Source organism: Microbacterium natoriense (genome assembly GCF_030816295.1).
Lineage (GTDB): Bacteria > Actinomycetota > Actinomycetes > Actinomycetales > Microbacteriaceae > Microbacterium > Microbacterium natoriense_A.
In genome coordinates this window covers 3,995,997-4,012,428 of sequence record NZ_JAUSXV010000001.1, presented here as the reverse complement: position 1 = coordinate 4,012,428, position 16,432 = coordinate 3,995,997, and the positions used below count along the sequence as shown (strand labels likewise).

At 68.9% G+C, this 16,432-nt stretch carries 15 protein-coding genes and 1 pseudogene; 9 read left to right on the top strand and 7 right to left on the bottom strand.

Annotation, left to right across the window (positions count from 1 at the left end):
• Window positions 1-71: 71 nt before the first annotated feature.
• Window positions 72-1,067, top strand: a complete 996-nt coding sequence (locus QFZ53_RS19065; RefSeq protein WP_307299044.1) for a LacI family DNA-binding transcriptional regulator — start codon at window positions 72-74, stop codon at window positions 1,065-1,067.
• Between the two features lie 22 nt (window positions 1,068-1,089).
• Here QFZ53_RS19065 and QFZ53_RS19060 read toward each other — a convergent pair whose 3' ends face one another.
• Window positions 1,090-1,662, bottom strand: coding sequence for a TetR/AcrR family transcriptional regulator (locus tag QFZ53_RS19060; protein ID WP_292907666.1), 573 nt, complete (start codon window positions 1,660-1,662; stop codon window positions 1,090-1,092).
• A gap of 99 nt (window positions 1,663-1,761) precedes the next feature.
• On the opposite strand from QFZ53_RS19060, the gene QFZ53_RS19055 reads away from it, so the two are divergent.
• Window positions 1,762-3,105 (top strand): MFS transporter, encoded by a 1,344-nt coding sequence (locus tag QFZ53_RS19055; RefSeq protein WP_307299041.1) that lies wholly within the window; start codon window positions 1,762-1,764, stop codon window positions 3,103-3,105.
• Window positions 3,106-3,122: 17 nt separating this feature from the next.
• The gene (locus QFZ53_RS19050; RefSeq protein WP_307299039.1) at window positions 3,123-4,595 is read left to right on the top strand and encodes a carboxylesterase/lipase family protein; all 1,473 of its coding nucleotides are present in this window, start codon (window positions 3,123-3,125) and stop codon (window positions 4,593-4,595) included.
• Between the two features lie 184 nt (window positions 4,596-4,779).
• On the opposite strand, the gene QFZ53_RS19045 is transcribed toward QFZ53_RS19050, so the two are convergent.
• The 4 genes from QFZ53_RS19045 to QFZ53_RS19030 all read right to left on the bottom strand — a co-directional run bounded on the left by QFZ53_RS19045 (window position 4,780) and on the right by QFZ53_RS19030 (window position 7,755).
• Window positions 4,780-5,241 (bottom strand): DUF3237 domain-containing protein, encoded by a 462-nt coding sequence (locus tag QFZ53_RS19045; protein ID WP_292907660.1) that lies wholly within the window; start codon window positions 5,239-5,241, stop codon window positions 4,780-4,782.
• Complete coding sequence (locus QFZ53_RS19040; RefSeq protein ID WP_307299038.1) at window positions 5,238-5,762, bottom strand: MarR family winged helix-turn-helix transcriptional regulator; 525 nt, start codon at window positions 5,760-5,762, stop codon at window positions 5,238-5,240. Before QFZ53_RS19040 ends, QFZ53_RS19045 begins: the two co-directional genes overlap by 4 nt.
• Window positions 5,759-7,006, bottom strand: coding sequence for a flavin-dependent oxidoreductase (locus tag QFZ53_RS19035; RefSeq protein ID WP_307299036.1), 1,248 nt, complete (start codon window positions 7,004-7,006; stop codon window positions 5,759-5,761). Before QFZ53_RS19035 ends, QFZ53_RS19040 begins: the two co-directional genes overlap by 4 nt.
• Before the next feature lie 86 nt (window positions 7,007-7,092).
• A complete protein-coding gene (locus QFZ53_RS19030; RefSeq protein WP_292907654.1) occupies window positions 7,093-7,755 on the bottom strand; it encodes a TetR/AcrR family transcriptional regulator in 663 nt (220 codons plus the stop codon).
• 161 nt (window positions 7,756-7,916) lie between these two features.
• On the opposite strand from QFZ53_RS19030, the pseudogene QFZ53_RS19025 reads away from it, so the two are divergent.
• The 6 genes and pseudogenes from QFZ53_RS19025 to QFZ53_RS19000 all read left to right on the top strand — a co-directional run.
• Window positions 7,917-8,276: pseudogene (locus QFZ53_RS19025) on the top strand (amidohydrolase family protein); the annotation flags it as partial.
• 19 nt (window positions 8,277-8,295) lie between these two features.
• Window positions 8,296-9,594: an amidohydrolase gene (locus QFZ53_RS19020; protein ID WP_307299033.1), complete on the top strand. Its 1,299-nt coding sequence runs from the start codon at window positions 8,296-8,298 to the stop codon at window positions 9,592-9,594.
• Window positions 9,591-11,225: an ABC transporter substrate-binding protein gene (locus QFZ53_RS19015; protein ID WP_307299032.1), complete on the top strand. Its 1,635-nt coding sequence runs from the start codon at window positions 9,591-9,593 to the stop codon at window positions 11,223-11,225. Before QFZ53_RS19020 ends, QFZ53_RS19015 begins: the two co-directional genes overlap by 4 nt.
• Window positions 11,226-11,227: 2 nt before the next feature.
• Window positions 11,228-12,184, top strand: coding sequence for an ABC transporter permease (locus QFZ53_RS19010; RefSeq protein WP_307299451.1), 957 nt, complete (start codon window positions 11,228-11,230; stop codon window positions 12,182-12,184).
• Entirely contained in the window at window positions 12,181-13,047 is an 867-nt protein-coding gene (locus QFZ53_RS19005) for an ABC transporter permease (protein ID WP_307299030.1), read from the top strand. The genes QFZ53_RS19010 and QFZ53_RS19005 overlap by 4 nt, the downstream gene beginning before the upstream one ends.
• On the top strand, window positions 13,044-14,621 hold the full coding sequence (locus tag QFZ53_RS19000; protein WP_307299027.1) for an ABC transporter ATP-binding protein: 1,578 nt from the start codon (window positions 13,044-13,046) through the stop codon (window positions 14,619-14,621). Before QFZ53_RS19005 ends, QFZ53_RS19000 begins: the two co-directional genes overlap by 4 nt.
• A gap of 57 nt (window positions 14,622-14,678) precedes the next feature.
• Here QFZ53_RS19000 and QFZ53_RS18995 read toward each other — a convergent pair whose 3' ends face one another.
• Window positions 14,679-15,026 carry a cupin domain-containing protein gene (locus QFZ53_RS18995; RefSeq protein ID WP_307299024.1) on the bottom strand — a complete coding sequence of 116 codons (348 nt, stop codon included), beginning with the start codon at window positions 15,024-15,026 and terminating at the stop codon, window positions 14,679-14,681.
• On the bottom strand, window positions 15,023-16,426 hold the full coding sequence (locus QFZ53_RS18990; RefSeq protein ID WP_307299021.1) for an NAD(P)/FAD-dependent oxidoreductase: 1,404 nt from the start codon (window positions 16,424-16,426) through the stop codon (window positions 15,023-15,025). Before QFZ53_RS18990 ends, QFZ53_RS18995 begins: the two co-directional genes overlap by 4 nt.
• Window positions 16,427-16,432 lie beyond the last annotated feature (6 nt).

Below are 16,432 nucleotides of genomic sequence, written 5' to 3'. Positions count from 1 at the left end.
GACCTAGTATGGTCAGAAGCAGTCGATCCGTCAACGATCAATGTGGACGAACTGCGCAGAAACGGGGAAGCATGCAGAAGCGGCCGACCAGTCGAGACGTCGCCCGGCTGGCCGGGGTGTCGCAATCGACGGTCTCGTTCGTCTACACGGGTCGTGACGGCGTCGCCCCGGCGACGCGCGAGCGGGTTCTGCAGGCGGCGTCCGAGCTGAACTATCGGCCCAACCTGGCCGCGCGTGCCATGCGCACGCAGCGCACGGGGCGCCTCGCCGTCGTCTTCCCGGTGAGTGCGCCGAACCCGCTCAGCATGCTGCGCGGGGCGACGCTCGCCGCGGAGAAGGCCGGGTACGTCCTCGAGATCCTGAGCCTTCCCGACAATCGTGACGAACGGGCCGAGCGCGTCGAGGAGCTCATCGACGGCGGACAGTACGAGGGGTTCCTGTCGTTCACGCCGTTGCCGCAGCGCATCCTCAATCTTTCCCGCGAGGCTGGGCCCGTGGTGCTCTGGGCCTCGGCGTTCGACGACGAGATGCATGCCACCGGAGTGTTCACCGAGGCGCAGCCGATCGTCGTCATGATGGAGCGTCTGGTCGAACTGGGTCACCGGCGCTTCCTCCACATCACGGGTCCGCTCGATTTCCCTTCGGCCGTGGCCCGCCGCGACGCTTATCTCGCGACAGTGGAACGGCTCGGTCTCGACTCGATCGCCGTGATCGAGGGCGACTGGACCAGCGAGGTCGGACTCGAGGTCGTGCGGAGCCTGCCCGAGAAGACCGCGCCCTTCGCGCTGATCGCCCCGAACGACAGCGTCGCGATCGGAGCGATGCGGGCGGCGAGGCTGCGCGGGTGGTCGATGCCGGGAGACATGAGCGTCACCGGTTGGGACGACATCGGCACCAGCGCTTTCCTCGTGCCCTCGCTCACGAGCGTCGTGCAGGATCGCGCGTTGGTCGGCGAGCACTCGATGCGTCGGCTGATCGCTGCCGTGCGTGGTGAGGAGGAGCCCGAGAAGCCCGGGGAGGTCCACCGCGTCGTGTGGCGCGAGTCCATCGGGGCGCCGTCGGCCTGAGAGCGGCCTTTCTCCGGCGCGGTCACGGCCGCAGGAGGGCGACGAACTGCTCGATGTCCGCCGCCATGTCCACGCTCGGGTCGAGCATCCAGGCGGATTGCAGCCCGTCGGCGAGCGCGTGCACGGCGCGGATGATCCACGCCGGATCGAGATCGCTGCGAACGGTTCCTTCGGCCTGCGCGGCCACGATGCCGGCGACCGACGCGCCCTCGACGGTCGCGGTGCGCTCCCGGAAGTACGCGTGCGCCGGATGCTCGGGGTCGCCGGCTTCGGCGGCGAGCTGGGCGTAGAGCTGCACGAGGCCGGGCACCGAGGCGTTGTGCCGCATGACATCGAGGAGCGCCGTCACGGGGTCGGCCGCGGCATCGGCGTAGACACGGGCGTCACGCTCGTCTCGCGCGCGGAGGATCGCCACGAAGAGCTCCTCCTTCGTGCCGAAGTAGTGCAGGAGGCCGGCGGGGCTCAGGCCTGCGGCGTCCGCGATCTCGCGCACCGAGGCCTTGCGGTATCCGTGCTCGGCGACGACTGCGAGCGCCGCGTCGAGGATCTCCTCGCGCTTGATGACGCCCTTCGCGTACGCCCCCCGAGTTGCCATGACTTCACTGTAACGGCCGCGTCTCGAAAACCGAACAAAGTTCGTGAATGGCTTGCGGGCTCCGCGTTCGATCTGTCACCATGGCTCCAATCCCAAACAATGTTTGGGATTGGCCCCGTCCCGCTCAATGAGGAGCTCCGATGTCCGTACTCGATCCCGCCATCCGAAATCGCGCCAACCGGCACCATCCGCTCCGTCGCCCCCGCCGCGGGCGAGCCCGCTGCCAGCCCGCCAGCGAACCGGCGTCTGCTGCCCAGCCTGCTCGTCGCCTCTCTCACGCTCTTCGCCACGTACGGCGGTCTGATCGCGATCCTCCTGCCGAGTCAGATCCTCCTCATCGACGAGGCAGGCAAAGTCGGCAACCTTGCGGTCGTCACCACGGTCTCGTTCGTCTTCACGCTGTTCGCGCAGCCCATCGTCGGCGCACTCAGCGATCGGACCCGCTCCCGTTTCGGACGCCGCGCACCGTGGATGGTGCTGGGTGCGATCGTCGGCGGCATCTTCCTGTTCGGGCTCGGCTCGCTCACCGAGATCGTGTGGATCGCCGTGTTCTGGACGATCATCCAGGTCGCCCTCAACTTCTTCCAGGCGCCGCTCACCGCGATCACCGCTGACCGGTTCCCGCGATCGAAGCGCGGCGGAGCGAGCGCCATGATCGGCCTCGGCACGCAGCTGGGCATGACGGTCGGCATCATGCTCGCGGGCGCCTTCGCGGCACAGGTCGGCATCGGCTATTCGGCGTTCGGCGCGGCCGTCATCGTCGTGTCGCTCCTGTTCGCGCTCGTCAACCGCGACTGGTCGTCGAAGGAGGCAGCCGTCGAGCCGTTCCGCTGGGGTGCGTTCTTCAGGGGCTTCTGGATCAGCCCTCGGCGCCACCCCGACTTCGCGTGGGCGTTCACCGCGCGGTTCCTCCTGATCCTCGGATACTTCGTCGTCAGCGCCTTCCAGCTCTACATGCTCACCGACTACATCGGCCTCGAGCTCGCCGAGGCTCAGGGAGCGGTCGTCACCCTCACGCTCGTCGCGTTCGTCCCCACCCTGATCGCGATCGCGCTCTCCGGCTGGTGGAGCGACAGGGTCGGCAGGCGCAAGGTCTTCATCTACGCGGCATCCGTCGTGATGATCGCGGGGCTGGCGATGCCGCTGATCCAGCCGAACATGACCGGCATGATCCTGATGGCGATCGTCAACGGCGTGGGCTTCGGGCTGTACATGTCGGTGGACGCCGCGCTGATGACCGAGGTCCTCCCGAACGAGGGCGTGTCGGCTGGCAAGGATCTCGGCATCCTCAACGTCGCGACCAACGTCCCGCAGGCGCTGAGCCCCGCCATCGGCGGCGTGATCATCACCTCGCTCGGCGGATATCCGATGCTGTTCGTCTTCGCGATCGTGTTCGTGATCCTCGCCGCCATCGCCACCGCACCGATCAAGGGAGTCCGCTGATGACCGAGAATGCACTCATGACCGAATACATCGAGGTCGAGACGGCCGCGGGCCGGGTTCGCGGATGCTGGCGCCCCACCACGGGTGGTCGAGGCAATGTCCGATCGGCCGCTTTCCTGGGGATCCCGTTCGCCGAAGCCCCCGTCGGCGACCTGCGTTTTCAGGCGCCCGTGCCGAAGGAGCCGTGGGAGGGCACGCTCGACGCTCTGTCCTTCGCGCCGACCGCGCAACGAGGAGACCCCGGGGTGACCTTGATCCCCGAGCCGTCGGTGCCGGGGGAATCCACGCTCAACGTGAACGTGTTCACGCCGTCTCTCGACGGCGCCCTGCCGGTGCTCGTCTGGATCCACGGCGGCGGGTACTTCGCCGGCTCTCCGGCGAGCCCCTGGTACGACGGGCGCAACTTCAACCGCGACGGCGTCGTGACGGTGTCGATCTCGTACCGGCTCGGCTTCGACGGCTTCGGCTGGATCGAAGGCGCGCCCTCGAATCGCGGTGTGCGCGACTGGCTGCTCGCGCTCGAGTGGGTGCAGCAGAACATCGCCGCCTTCGGTGGAGACCCGAGCCGCGTGACCATCGCGGGTCAATCCGCGGGTGGTGGCGCTGTGCTCACCCTGCTCGGCATGGAGAAGGCGCAGCACCTGTTCCACGGGGTGTACGCGCTCTCTGGGGCGCTCGCCGACGTGGCGGCGCCGCGATCGGAGGCGTTCGGGCGGGCCCTGGCGATCGCCGGCGGGGTCGAGCCGACGGTGTCGGGATTCTCCTCGTTGGGCGAGGAGCGGGTGCTCGAGCTGCAGAAGAAGGCGACAGAGCTCGGCCCGAAATCGCTCACCTCGATGATCGATGAGGGGCTCCCGCTGGGCCCGTCGGTCGATGGCGACCTGTTGCCGCGGCCGACCCTCGAGGCGCTCGCCGCGGGAGTCGGCGCCGAAAAGCCGCTCGTGCTCGGGTCGACCGACGACGAGTTCACGATGGCGATGACGGGTGCTGCGAAGGCGTTGCGCTGGGTGCCCCAGGCGCTGCTGCTGAACAGGCTCGGCGTGCCGAAGACGATTCGGCGCGACTACCTCGGCGCGAACGCTGATGTGGTCGCGCTCGGCAAGACCCGTCTGGCCGGGCGCGTGCTCACCGACCGGATGTTCCGTACGGCAGTGCTCGACGTCGCCGCTGCTCGAGGCGACGCACCCACCTGGGCGTACCGGTTCTCGTGGCCCTCGGGGCACTTCGGCTTCGCCGAGCACTGCCTCGACGTGCCCTTCTTCTTCGACTGCCTCGACGGGCCCGCGATGGAGCCGCTGGCCGGGCCGAATCCGCCGCAGGAGCTCGCCGATGAGCTGCACGCGGCTGCCGTCTCGCTGGTCGTCGACGGTGATCCCGGATGGCCGGCGCATCACGGCGATGCGGGGACCGTTCGGGTGTGGGACACGCCTGTGCGCGACGTCGCCGACGGGTACGCCTCGGTGAAGGCGCTGCGGTCTCTCGGCTCGTGACGGCGTGCGCGCGCGGGTTTCCGGTCGCAGTTCGTGTCGTCTCGGTCGGGTCCTCTCCCGTTCCGGGTGCAGTTGGCGTCGCTCAGGCTCGCGACAAGCGGCACGAAGTGCACCCGGAACGCCAGCTTCGGATGCCGTCGCGGCATGAACTGCGACTGGAGCGGGAGGCGCGTGCCTGGTGGGGTCAGCTCACGCGGTAGGCGCGGTAGCGCACGGCATCCGTCTGTCGCTGCGCGGAGGCGAGGAACAGGCTCCGCTGCAGATGCGCGAGACCGGGGGCGGCCGTCTCGATCGTCACGGTCGTGCGGAAGCAGTATTCGTTCGGATCGACGTCCTCTCCGCGCCCGAGGCGCGCGAGGACGTCGGGGCTTCCTGTGCGCAGCCCTTGGGCATGCAGCAGCAGGAAGTCGCCGTCGGTCGTCCGTGCGGTGTAGCGGCCGTTGATCTCGATCGTGCCGTCGGGGCGAACGACCTGCCAGTCGGCGCCGCCCGGTGCGATCACGGCGTCGACGGCGCCGCTCACCCGTCCGCCGACGATCGGCACGACGCGGCGATGCCCGGCGCTGGTGTCGAGGTGATCCTCCAGCGGGCCGAGCTCGACGACGACGTCGAAGGCCGGCTCGAGCACGGGAACGGGCAGGTTCATGGTGTCTCCGTCGAAGTGGGAGTGGATGCCGAGTCATCCGCTCCCGTGAGAACGGCGCACAGGCGCTCTAGGGCGGGGAGAGCTTCGCTGAGCGCGGAACGCTCGGCGTCGCCGAGGCGAGAGACCGCCTCGGCGACGAGGCGGGAGCTGGACGAGTCGAATCGCTCGAACAGATCGAGAGCACGCGGCGAGGCGGTGACGAGGACGCGGCGTCCGTCGACCGGGTCGGCGCCGCGCTCGACCAGCCCGTCGGACTCCATGGCGCCGAGGAGGTTGCTGATCGTCGGGCGGCCGAGCCGCAGCTGGGCGGCGATCTCGGCCGGGCCCTTCGCCGTGCCGCGGGGAAGCGTGCGCAGCACGTCGATCTGCGCTTCCGGCAGCTCCGGCAGCTCGGCGGACGCGCGCGTGGCCGACAGCAGCGCACGGCGCAACGGGGAGATCACGGCAGCGAGCCGAGCGGCATCGAGCGTCACGGGCGCCGATGCGGAGTCATGGACGGTGTCGCGCGCCGACCTGGTCATCGCCGCACCGGGCTGAGCGAGGAGCGCTCGTTGAGCATCTCCGGGAGGAAACCCGCGGCCTTCTTGTAGTCGGCGGCGATCTGTTCGCGCTCGGATGCCGGGACGACGTCGTCGATGTCCTCGAATCCTTCGGGCGCGCGCTCTGCAGCGACGAGCATGACTCGCTCGGGCCCGGTCGCCCTCGTGCCCGCGAGCAGAGTCGTCATGGCTGGACGCCGGTCGTCCTCGTAGCGGGAGAGGGCTTCATCGATGGTGTCCGCGGTGGCCAGGTGGAGCGCGAGCATCCGGGCATCGAGGATCGCCTGCGAGCCACCGTTCGAGCCGTTCGGGTACATCGCGTGCGCGGCGTCTCCGATCAGTGTGGTGCGACCGAAGGTCCACTGCGGCAGAGCGTCGCGATCGACCATGGGGTATTCGAGGATCTCGTCCGCAGCCGAGATCGCGGCGGGGACGTCGAGCCAGTCGAAGCTCCACTCGCGGAACAGCTCCGCGATCGGCGCCGGATCGACGGCGCGGTTCCAGTCGGCATCCGCGGAACCGCCGATCCGTTTCTCGGCGATGAAGTTCACCAGCATCCGTCCGTCGTCGGCGACGTCGGACAGGGGGTACGCGACGAACTTCTGCTCGCCGTCGCCTGCCATGATCATGGTGCGGCCGTCGAGGAACGCCGGGATGCGGGTCACTCCGCGCCACACTGTGAGCCCGTTCCACGAGGGAGCGCCCTCTGCCGGGTAGCGCAGGGCGCGCAACGCCGAGTGGATGCCGTCGGCGCCGATGATCACGTCCGCCGTCACCGTGACTTCGCCATCGTCCGTGGCGAAGCGTGCGGTCTCGGTGCCGTCGGCGTTGCTCGTGATGCCGATGAGACGGTGGCCCAGGCGGACCGGATCGGCCAGACGGACCTCGGCGAGGTCTCTCAGCGCCAGTTGGAGGCGGCCGCGATGGACCGACAGCTGCGGCCATCGGTAGCCGGCATCGACACCGCGCGGCTCGCTCCAGATTGCCTGTCCGAAGCGGTTGAAGTAGGCGAGGGTGGTCGGTGCGACACCGAGTGCGGCGATCGCGTCCGCCACTCCGAGCTCGGTGAGCTCGCGCATCGCGTGCGGGAGCAGGTTGATGCCCACGCCGAGGCCCCGGATGGTCGCGCTTCGCTCGTAGACGGACACGTCGGTGAGCCCGGCCTCGTGCAGGCTGACGGCCGCAGCGAGACCTGCGATACCCGCGCCGACGATGATGATCTTCATCGATCTCTCCTTCGCGCGCACTCACCATGAGTCGCGCTCGAAGTAGTTTTGCAACAAAACTACTTCGAGCGCAAGGGGTACGGCGATCAGGCGTTCGCGGCGGCCCGCGCCGCCGCATCGATGATCACGTCGATGCCGAGGAGGAACTGCTCGCGGTCCTTCAAGTCGGACAGCAGGACGCTGTGCTCGGCGATGAGCGGGAACTGCCTCGGGTCCGCGAGCAGAGGCGCGTCGATCCACGGGCTGTCATCCGTGTCGACCTCGCGTCCGGCTCTCGCACGCGCGATGCCCGCGGCGACGGAGAGCACGTGCGAGGCGAGCAGCGCGTAGTGGCGCACCAGGTCCTGGCCGCGCAGTCCGGCACGATGCAATGCGTCGAGCATGAGCTCGATGGCTGCGAGCTCGCCGGGCCCATGCGTGGTGAGGGTCGTCGCCTCCGCGCCGATCGCCGGATAGCGCATGAACGCGGCGAGTGTGGCCTCGCCGAGCGCGCGTAGCCTGCCCGCCCAGTCTTCGGCGGGGATGCCGACCGAGGCCGCCGCGCGGCCGTTGAGCTCGTCGAGCAGGGCGCTCATGAGCGCGTCCTTGCTGGCGAAATGGCGGTAGATCGCGGTCGGATCCGCGCCGAGGCGCGCGCCGAGATCGCGTACGGAGATCGAGGCGACCCCGGTCTCGGCGAGTTCCATTCCGGCGTCGATGATCATCGCGCGATCCAGTCGCACCCTGGTTGCTGCCTTGTCGCTCGCCATCGTCTCTCCGGTCCTCCTCGCTCCATCGTGCCATGAGCTGCCGCGATGTCGTGCAGCAGATTACGCTAGCGCATCGCTAATGACAACAGCGTTGACATCGCCGATGACGCCCGATACCGTTGTGCCGATTCAGCAACTTCGACGACGCAGAGAGGCGCACGATGTCAGGCGAGATCATCTTCCACGGGGGTCCCGTGTTCACCGGCAGCGGCAGGCCGCTGGAGGGGCGGGCCGTGATCGTCCGAGACGGTCGTGTCGCGGCCGTCATTCCGGAGGATCAGCTCGATCCGGCATCCGAAGCCCGTCTCGTCGACCTGCGCGGCGCTCTGCTCAGCCCCGGGTTCCAGGATGCGCACATCCACCCGGTCGGCGGCGGCATCGAGCTGCTGCAGTGCAATCTGACGGATGCTGAGAGCGCCCAGGAGTGCGTCGATCTCATCCGCGCATACGCGGAGGCGAACCCTGATGAGGAGTGGATCCTCGGCGGCGGCTGGGGAATGGACCACTTCGCCGGCGGCAATCCTCCGCGGCGGCTGCTCGATGAGGCGGCGGGCGGGCGACCCGTGCTCGCTGCAGAGCCGCGATCATCACAGCACCTGGGCGAGCACCGCCGCCATCGAACGCGCAGGAGTCACCGCAGAGACGCCCGATCCCGCCGACGGTCGCATCGTCCGAGAGGCCGACGGCTTTCCGGCCGGCACGTTCCACGAGGGCGCGGGCGACCTGTTCGAGCATGTGCGGCCCGACACCTCGGCTGAGCTGGCCTATCAGGGACTGCTCAGAGCTCAGGAGGAACTCATCGCCCTCGGCATCACCGGCTGGCAGGACGCGATGGTCGGTGCAGCGGTGGCCGGGATCGCCGACCCGCTCGCCGCCTACGAGCGCGCACTCGACGAGGGCACCCTCGAGGTGCATGTCGTCGGAGCGCAGTGGTGGGTGCGCGACGGCGGCATCGAGCAGGTGGAGCGTATGCTGGCTCGCCGCGCAGAGATCGCCCGTCGGCATCCCGACCGCCGCCTCGATCTCGGAACCACGAAGATCATGGTCGACGGGGTCGCCGAGAACCAGACCGCAGCCATGCTCGACCCCTATCGCGACGAGGCCGGCCATGACACGTGTAATCACGGTCTCAGCTTCATCGCACCGGCCGACCTGCGTTGCTACGTCACGGCCCTCGACGCGGCCGGCCAGCAGGTGCACATGCACGCACTCGGCGATCGAGCCGTGCGCGAAGCGCTCGATGCGCTGCAGGAGGCGCGCGACGTCAACGGCTCGACCGATGGACGCCACCATCTCGCGCACATCCAGGTCGTGGCCGAGCAGGACGTGCCGCGATTCGCCGCCCTCGGCGCGATCGCGAACATCCAGGCCCTGTGGGCCACACATGAGGACCAGCTCGACGAGCTGACGCTCCCGTTCCTCCAGGACGGTCAGGACGCGAGGCAGTATCCCTTCGGAGATCTCGCGCGGGCCGGCGCCCGGTTCGCGGCCGGCAGCGACTGGCCGGTCTCGACCGCCGATCCGATCGCCGCGATCCACGTCGCCGTGAACCGTGCGTACCCCGGCTCCGGCAGAGGGCCACTCGGCGGCGTGCACCAGCGACTCGACCTCGAGACGGCGCTCGCCGCGTACACGTCGGGCAGCGCGTACGTGAACCGTCGCGAAGACGACACGGGCAGCGTTCGCGAAGGCTGCCTCGCCAACCTCGTCGTGATCGACCCGAACCCGTTCTCCGTGCCCGCATCCGAGATCCACCGCTCGCGCGTCACATCCACCTGGATCGAGGGCCGACTCGTCTACGGGGCCGTGCCCGCCACCACACTCAAGGAGTCCCGATGAACCGCACGGTCGTCCGCGGAGCCGCCGCCTGCGTCGGCATCCTCGTCGCCTCCGCCCTCGCCGGCTGCAGCCCCGCCGCCGGTGGCGGCTCCGACGAGCCTCTCGACTGGAAGCTCACGACGACGACCGCCGTTCCCAGCGGCGACATCGACTCGTTCACGTTCGCGAGCTACGCCGAGCCCTACTCCCTCGACTACGCCTACGCGTTCGACTACGCCGACAACTCGGTGCTCGCGAACGTCTGCGAATCGCTGCTCCGGCTGAATCCGGACTTCTCGCTCAGCCCGGGGCTGGCAGAGTCGTTCGCCCACCCGACTCCCGACACCTGGGTCTACACGATCCGTCAGGGCGTGACGTTCCACGACGGCACCTCGTTGACAGCGGCCGACGTCGTCGCCTCGATGAATCGGCACCTCGACCCGGCGGTGGGATCGTTCTGGTATTCGGTCTACCAGAACGTCGCCTCGATCGATCAGACCGGAGACGACGAGGTGACCGTCACCATGACAGGCGCTGATTCGCAGTTCAATCTCGGCATGGGCGGCTCGGCCGGTGTGATCGAGTCGGCTGCCACGCTCGCCGAGAAGGGGGCAGACTACGGCAACTCGACCGGTGGCGTGAACTGCACGGGCCCCTTCGCCTTCTCCCGGTGGGAGTCCGGCGAGTCGATCACTCTGACGCGCTATGACGGCTACTGGGACAAGTCTCTCGCAGCCCATTCGGCTGAGGTGAAGTTCGTCTTCATGAACGATGCGACGGCGCGGATCAACGCGCTCAAGTCCGGCAGCGTCGACGGCTCGTGGATGCTTCCGATGGAGTCGGTATCCACGCTCGAGGCATCGGGCAGGGGAGACGTCCTGTTCGGCTTGAACACGGCGGTCGGCTCCCTCGTCGTGAGTGACCTCGAGGGACCGCTCGGAGACGTGCGGGTGCGCAAGGCGCTCATGCTCGCGATGGATCGTGACGGCATCCTCCAGGCCGCCTACCGCGGCGTGGGTGAGCCCAGCGACGTGCTCACGACGGAGTCTGTGTGGCAGGATGCATCGGACGCCGGGCGCGCGGCAGCCTTCGACGACGTCACCCACTACGCCAAGGACGTCGAAGAGGCGAAGAGACTCATCGCCGAGGCGGGCGCCGAGGGCGCGGAGCTCACCTACGTCACCGCGCCGATCAGCAACGACTTCTCCGTGATCTCGCAGGCGACGGTTGCTGCGGCGCAGTCGATCGGGCTGAAGGTCACGGTGGAGACCGTAACCCCGAACGCCTACACCGCGCTGTTCTCCGACCCCAGCGCCCGGGAGGGCGTCGATCTGTTCTATACGAGCTGGTACCTGTCGAGCCCGGATCCGCTCGAGATGTACTCGGTTCTGCGCACCGGCGACTTCAGCAACTACGGCGACTGGTCCAACCCCGAGTTCGACGCGCTCGTGAACGAGGCGGTCGCAGTCGACGATCCGGCGGCGCGCAGCGAACTGACCGCGAAGGCGCAGCAGATCGCCAATGAGGAGCTGCCCTGGCTGCCGCTGTACCAGGCGCCGGTCTCGCTGTACCTGGGCGAGCGGATCACGGGCGTGCAGCCGTCGGTGGCGTTCCTCTACTATCCGTGGGCCGCCACGATCGGCGCCCGCTGACCATGGCCGCCGCACGCCGCGTCGTCGGGAAGCTCGGCGGTCTGCTGCTGACGCTGTTCCTGGCGTCGCTGCTGGTCTTCTTCTCGCGGTTCCTGGTCCCCGGTGACCCGGTGAGCTTCCTGCTCCGCGGGCGCAAGCCCAGTCCCGAGGCCGTCGCGCTCGTGACAGCCCAGTACGGATTGGATCTGCCGCCGTGGGAGCAGTATGTCCGATGGGTGCTCGGCGTCGTGCAGGGCGACTTCGGCAGGTCGCTGCAGTACCGGCAGGACGTGTCCCAGGTGATCGGCGATCGGCTGCCGCTCACGCTGATGCTCGTGGTGATGGCAGGAGTCATCATCGCGGTCGCGGGAGTCGTGCTCGGCGCGCTGGCCGCCCTGAACCGCGGCAGGAGCGTCGACCGGCTGATCCTCATCGGTCTCACGATGCTCGGCGCGATCCCCTCGTTCGTCGGGGCGATCGTGCTCATCGCGGTGTTCTCGGTGCAGTGGGGCTGGTTCCCGTCCTTCGGATCAGGGGATGGCTTCCTCGACATGGTGCGCCACCTGACGCTGCCGTCGATCGCGCTGGCGCTGGTCTTCATCGTGCTCGTCGCGAAGGTGACGCGCTCGGCGATGATCGATCAGCTGAGCCGTGAGCACGTCGAAGTGTCGACGAGCAGAGGAGTGAGCCGTCGCCTGGTCATACGGCGGCACGTGCTGCGCAACGCGCTCGGGCCGATCCTCACGGTGAGCGGAGTGTTGGTCGCCGGGCTCATCGTCGCGAGTTCGATCGTCGAAGCGGCGTTCGGGCTCTCCGGAATCGGCTCACTGCTCGTGCAGTCCGTCGACCGCCTCGATTTCCCGGTCGTGCAGGCCATCGTCCTTCTCGTCGTCTTCGCCTTCGTCGTGATGAACGCGATCGTCGACATCCTCGAACCCTGGATCGATCCTCGGTCCGCTGCAGGAGCTGGTGCCCGATGACCTCGTCCACACCCACCCTCGCCATGCGGGTGCTGCGTTCTCCGCGCCGCCCCCGCCCTCCTCTGCTGTACGCCGCGGCGCTCGTGGTGCTCGCCGCCATCACGCTCGCCGCGATCCTCGCGCCGCTGGTCGCTCCTTACGACCCGGATGCGGTCGACTTCGCGTCCTTTCTCGCTCCGCCGTCCGCCGCGCACTGGCTCGGCACCGACTCGCTGGGCCGGGACATCCTCAGCCGCATCATCTGGGGCGGTCGCACCGCGCTGATAGGTCCGCTCGCCGTGGTCGTCTTCTCCACGGCGATCGGAATCCTCCTCGGGTTGTGGGCCGGATGGCGGGGCGGCTGGATCGACGCGGCCCTCAGCCGCGTCTTCGACGTGCTGTTCGCCTTCCCCTCACTGCTCATCGCGATCATGGCGGTCGCACTGTTCGGCAAGGGACTGCTGGCGCCCGTGATCGCCATGAGCATCGCCTATGCGCCGTTCGTAGCCCGGCTGACTCGATCACTCGTGGCCGCCGAGCGTATGAGGCCGTACGTCTCCGCCTACCGCGTGCAGGGCTTCGGCGGCGCGTGGATCGCTCTGCGCCGAGTGCTGCCGAACATCACCCCGATCGTCGGCGCGCAGTCCACCCTCAACTTCGGGTACGTGCTCGCCGAGCTCGCCGGGCTGTCGTTCCTCGGCCTCGGCGTGCAGGCTCCGACCGCCGACTGGGGCGCCATGATCAATGAGGCGCAGTCGGGCGTCGCCGCCGGGCAGTTCCTTCCCGCCATCGCGCCGGCCGTCGTGGTGGTTCTCGCCGTCGTCGCGGTGAACCTCATCGGCGAAGAGCTGTCAGACCGCATCGGAGGGGAGAACCCCGCATGAACCTTCTCGAGATCGACGAGCTGACCCTCGACCTGCCGAACGGCGTTCGGCTGCTGCACGGGATCACATTGCACGTGGCAGCCGGAGAGACCGTCGGTCTCGTCGGCGAGTCCGGGTCGGGCAAGTCGCTCACTGCGCGCTCGGTGCTCGGTCTGCTTCCCGATCGGGCGGTGGTCGGGGGCAGTGTCACGGTGAACGGCCGCTCGCCGCTCGCCGATGCGGCGGGGCGGCAGGAGATCCGCCGTCACGAAGCGGCCATGGTGTTCCAGGACCCGCGCGCCGGCATCAATCCGATGCGCACGATCGGCGACCACGTCACAGAAGCACTGCGGCTGTGCGAGGGATGGTCCGCGGTGAAATCGCGCGACCGTGCCGTCGAACTGCTCACCTCCGTGCGGCTGCCGTCTCCGGGTGAGCAGCTGGAGCAGCATCCGCACGCGTTGTCCGGCGGCATGCTGCAGCGGGTGATGATCGCCGGTGCTCTGAGCGCGTCGCCGAAGCTGCTCGTGTGCGACGAGCCGACCACGGCGCTCGATGTCACCACCCAGGCGGAGATCGTGCAGGTTCTGCGCGAATTGTGCAAACAGAACGGCATGGGCATGCTGTTCATCACGCACGACCTCAACCTCGCGGGCTCCTTGTGTGATCGCCTGGTCGTGATGAAGGACGGAGGTGTCGTAGAGGAGGGCCCCGCCCGCGTCGTGCTCACGGCACCCGCGGCCGAGTACACGCGGAGGCTGGTGTCGGCCACTCCGCGACTCACGGGAGGGGTCAGCGCGCCCGCCGCGCATGCCGTCGCCGAAGCACAGCTCGAGGTATCGGGCGTCGGCAAGACCTATCGACGCCGCGGCAGGACGCCTGTCGCTGCGGTGACGGATGCCGCCCTGACGATCCCCCGCGGCGGATCTCTCGCCATCGTGGGGGAGTCGGGGTCGGGAAAGTCGACGCTCGCGCGCATGATCGTCGGGCTGGAAGAACCGGATGCCGGAACGATCCGCATCGGCGGACGCTCGATGGCCGGCGTTCCCCACGGCCGGGCAGAACGGCTCGATCGTGCCAAGAGCGTGCAGATGGTCTTCCAGGACCCGTACCTCTCGCTCGACCCGCGCATCCCCGCCGGGCGGGCGATCGAGGACGTGCTGAAGCTGCACACCGCGCACACCGGCGCCGCCGCCCGTGAGCGGGCGCGGGAGCTCCTGCTCGCGGTGGGCCTGTCGGAGGAGCACCTGGCCGCGCGACCGAGGACGCTCTCCGGCGGTCAGCGCCAGCGGGTCGCGATCGCCCGTGCGCTCGCCGTCGAGCCCGAGCTGCTCGTGATGGACGAGGCCACCAGCGCCCTCGACGTCTCGGTGCAGGCGCAGGTGCTCGATCTCGTCGCCGGCATCCGCCGTGACCAGGGCCTCACCCTGCTGTTCATCAGTCACGATCTCGCCGTCGTCCGCCGAGTGTGCGCCGAGACCATCGTGATGCGCCGAGGGCGAATCGTCGAAGCCGGCCCCACCGAGCGACTGCTCAGCGACCCTCAGCACGAGTACACGCGCCTGCTGATCGATTCGGTGCCTGTGCCGGTATGAGGCGGTTGGCACGGCCGCGCTCTCCCCGGCGGTCCGGTCGTGCCGGAGCGGAGCCGCTCAGGCCACGTACACCTTGCGGAGCGTCTCGCTGACGGTCCACTCTGTCTGCATGCCCTCGGCGAGGCGCACGATCGAGCCCGGGCCCACCTCCAGGGGAGGCAGCTCAGGCGAGACGAACCGGATCGTCGCACGCCCGGAGAGCACGACGAAGACCTCGTCGGCCTCGGTGTCAGTGGCGGTGCCCGGAGTCATCTCCCACACCCCGACCTCGGTCGCACCGATGGTCGCGAGCGGCAACGTCGCGGTGGTCGGGACGCCGCAGGCGATGGATGCCGTGGGCAGAGGCTCGTGCGAGAGTTCGAGGGCTCCGGCATCCGCTGCCTGCCCCGCCGCCAGTGCGCTCACGAGTCGAATCCCATGCCGACCGCGTCGAGCGTCTTGAGGAACAGATTGCGCTTGCCCTCGTTGTGATCGGCCTGGTTCATGGCGGCCCGCACCAGGTTGATGCCGATCGCGGCGGCCGGCTCCGGCGGGAACGGGATCGGCTTCTCTCGCACCATCGCGAGCTCCGTCCGCTCGGTGACCTCGCCCGAGAGCTTGTCGAGCATGACGTCGGCCGCGAAGCGTGCAGCGCCCACACCGAGACCCGTGAAGCCTGTGGCGTACGCGACCCGCCCTCGGCGGGCCGTGCCGAAGAACGCGCAGAAGCGGCTCGACGAGTCGATCGCGCCCGCCCAGCGGTGCGTGAAGCGCACGCCTTCGAGCTGCGGGAACATCGTGAAGAAGTGCGAGGCGAGCTTTCGGTGGCTTTCGACGCGGTCCTCGTACTCGGGGCGCACCTTGCCGCCGAAGTGGTAGATCGCGTCGTAGCCGCCGAACAGGATGCGGTCGTCGGCGGTGAGGCGGATGTAGTGGAACTGGTTCGCGCTGTCAGAGAGGCCTTGCCTGTTCGACCAGCCGATCGACTCCCGATGCGCTGCCGTCAGCGGCTCGGTCATCAGCACGTAGTCGTACACCGGCACCGTCATCAGGCGATTGCGCTTGAGCAGCGAGGGGAACACGTTCGTCGCGAGGGCGACAGCATCCGTCGTCACCGTTCCACCGGGAGTGACCAGCCTGATCGGCCCCGCCCCGTCGCCCTCGATGGCCCGGACGATCGAGTGCTCGTAGATCTCCACGCCCAGCTCGACCGCGACGCGTGCGAGCTCCATGCCGAGCTTCGCGGGGTGCACGAGCGCGCAGCCCTCTCGATCCCAGTCGCCTCCGAGGAACGTGGGCGAGTGGATCTCGGCCCGCACGGCAGCCTCGTCGAGGAAGCCCGGCTCGTCGCGGTACCACTCGACCTGATGCGGCTCGACCGCCACCGCGAGCTGACCGGTGCGCTCGAAGTCGACCTTCATGTCGTACTTCTTCACCGTGGCCTCGATCGCGTCGAGGTTCTCGATCCCGAGCTCTTCGAGCCGGTCGATCTCGTCGGGCCAGCGGTTCACGCCGTTCTCGTGGCCGTGGGTGAGGCTCGCCTCGCAGAAGCCGCCGTTGCGTCCGGAGGCGGCCCACGCGATGCGTGAGGCCTCGAGCAGGACGACGCGGCGCTGCGGGTCGCGCTCCTTGGCGCGCACGGCGGTCCACAGGCCCGCGTAGCCGCCGCCGACGATGGCGAGATCGGTGGCGATGTCGGCGGAGAGGGTCGGATGCTCGACCCGCTCGACGTCATCCAGCCAGAAGACGCCGAAGGCGGTGTCGCGCAGAGACGCGTCTATCACGGACTCTGCGGGCTGCTGTCTTTCGAAGACGGTGGTTCCCATGATGCT

What these genes read in the sequence shown, in the direction of transcription:
- QFZ53_RS19065 (WP_307299044.1), top strand. Translation starts at nt 72, where the DNA reads ATGCAGAAGCGGCCGACCAGTCGAGACGTCGCCCGGCTGGCCGGGGTG.
- QFZ53_RS19060 (WP_292907666.1), bottom strand. Translation starts at nt 1,662, where the DNA reads ATGGCAACTCGGGGGGCGTACGCGAAGGGCGTCATCAAGCGCGAGGAG.
- QFZ53_RS19055 (WP_307299041.1), top strand. Translation starts at nt 1,762, where the DNA reads ATGTTTGGGATTGGCCCCGTCCCGCTCAATGAGGAGCTCCGATGTCCG.
- QFZ53_RS19050 (WP_307299039.1), top strand. Translation starts at nt 3,123, where the DNA reads ATGACCGAATACATCGAGGTCGAGACGGCCGCGGGCCGGGTTCGCGGA.
- QFZ53_RS19045 (WP_292907660.1), bottom strand. Translation starts at nt 5,241, where the DNA reads ATGAACCTGCCCGTTCCCGTGCTCGAGCCGGCCTTCGACGTCGTCGTC.
- QFZ53_RS19040 (WP_307299038.1), bottom strand. Translation starts at nt 5,762, where the DNA reads ATGACCAGGTCGGCGCGCGACACCGTCCATGACTCCGCATCGGCGCCC.
- QFZ53_RS19035 (WP_307299036.1), bottom strand. Translation starts at nt 7,006, where the DNA reads ATGAAGATCATCATCGTCGGCGCGGGTATCGCAGGTCTCGCTGCGGCC.
- QFZ53_RS19030 (WP_292907654.1), bottom strand. Translation starts at nt 7,755, where the DNA reads ATGGCGAGCGACAAGGCAGCAACCAGGGTGCGACTGGATCGCGCGATG.
- QFZ53_RS19020 (WP_307299033.1), top strand. Translation starts at nt 8,296, where the DNA reads ATGAGGCGGCGGGCGGGCGACCCGTGCTCGCTGCAGAGCCGCGATCAT.
- QFZ53_RS19015 (WP_307299032.1), top strand. Translation starts at nt 9,591, where the DNA reads ATGAACCGCACGGTCGTCCGCGGAGCCGCCGCCTGCGTCGGCATCCTC.
- QFZ53_RS19010 (WP_307299451.1), top strand. Translation starts at nt 11,228, where the DNA reads ATGGCCGCCGCACGCCGCGTCGTCGGGAAGCTCGGCGGTCTGCTGCTG.
- QFZ53_RS19005 (WP_307299030.1), top strand. Translation starts at nt 12,181, where the DNA reads ATGACCTCGTCCACACCCACCCTCGCCATGCGGGTGCTGCGTTCTCCG.
- QFZ53_RS19000 (WP_307299027.1), top strand. Translation starts at nt 13,044, where the DNA reads ATGAACCTTCTCGAGATCGACGAGCTGACCCTCGACCTGCCGAACGGC.
- QFZ53_RS18990 (WP_307299021.1), bottom strand. Translation starts at nt 16,426, where the DNA reads ATGGGAACCACCGTCTTCGAAAGACAGCAGCCCGCAGAGTCCGTGATA.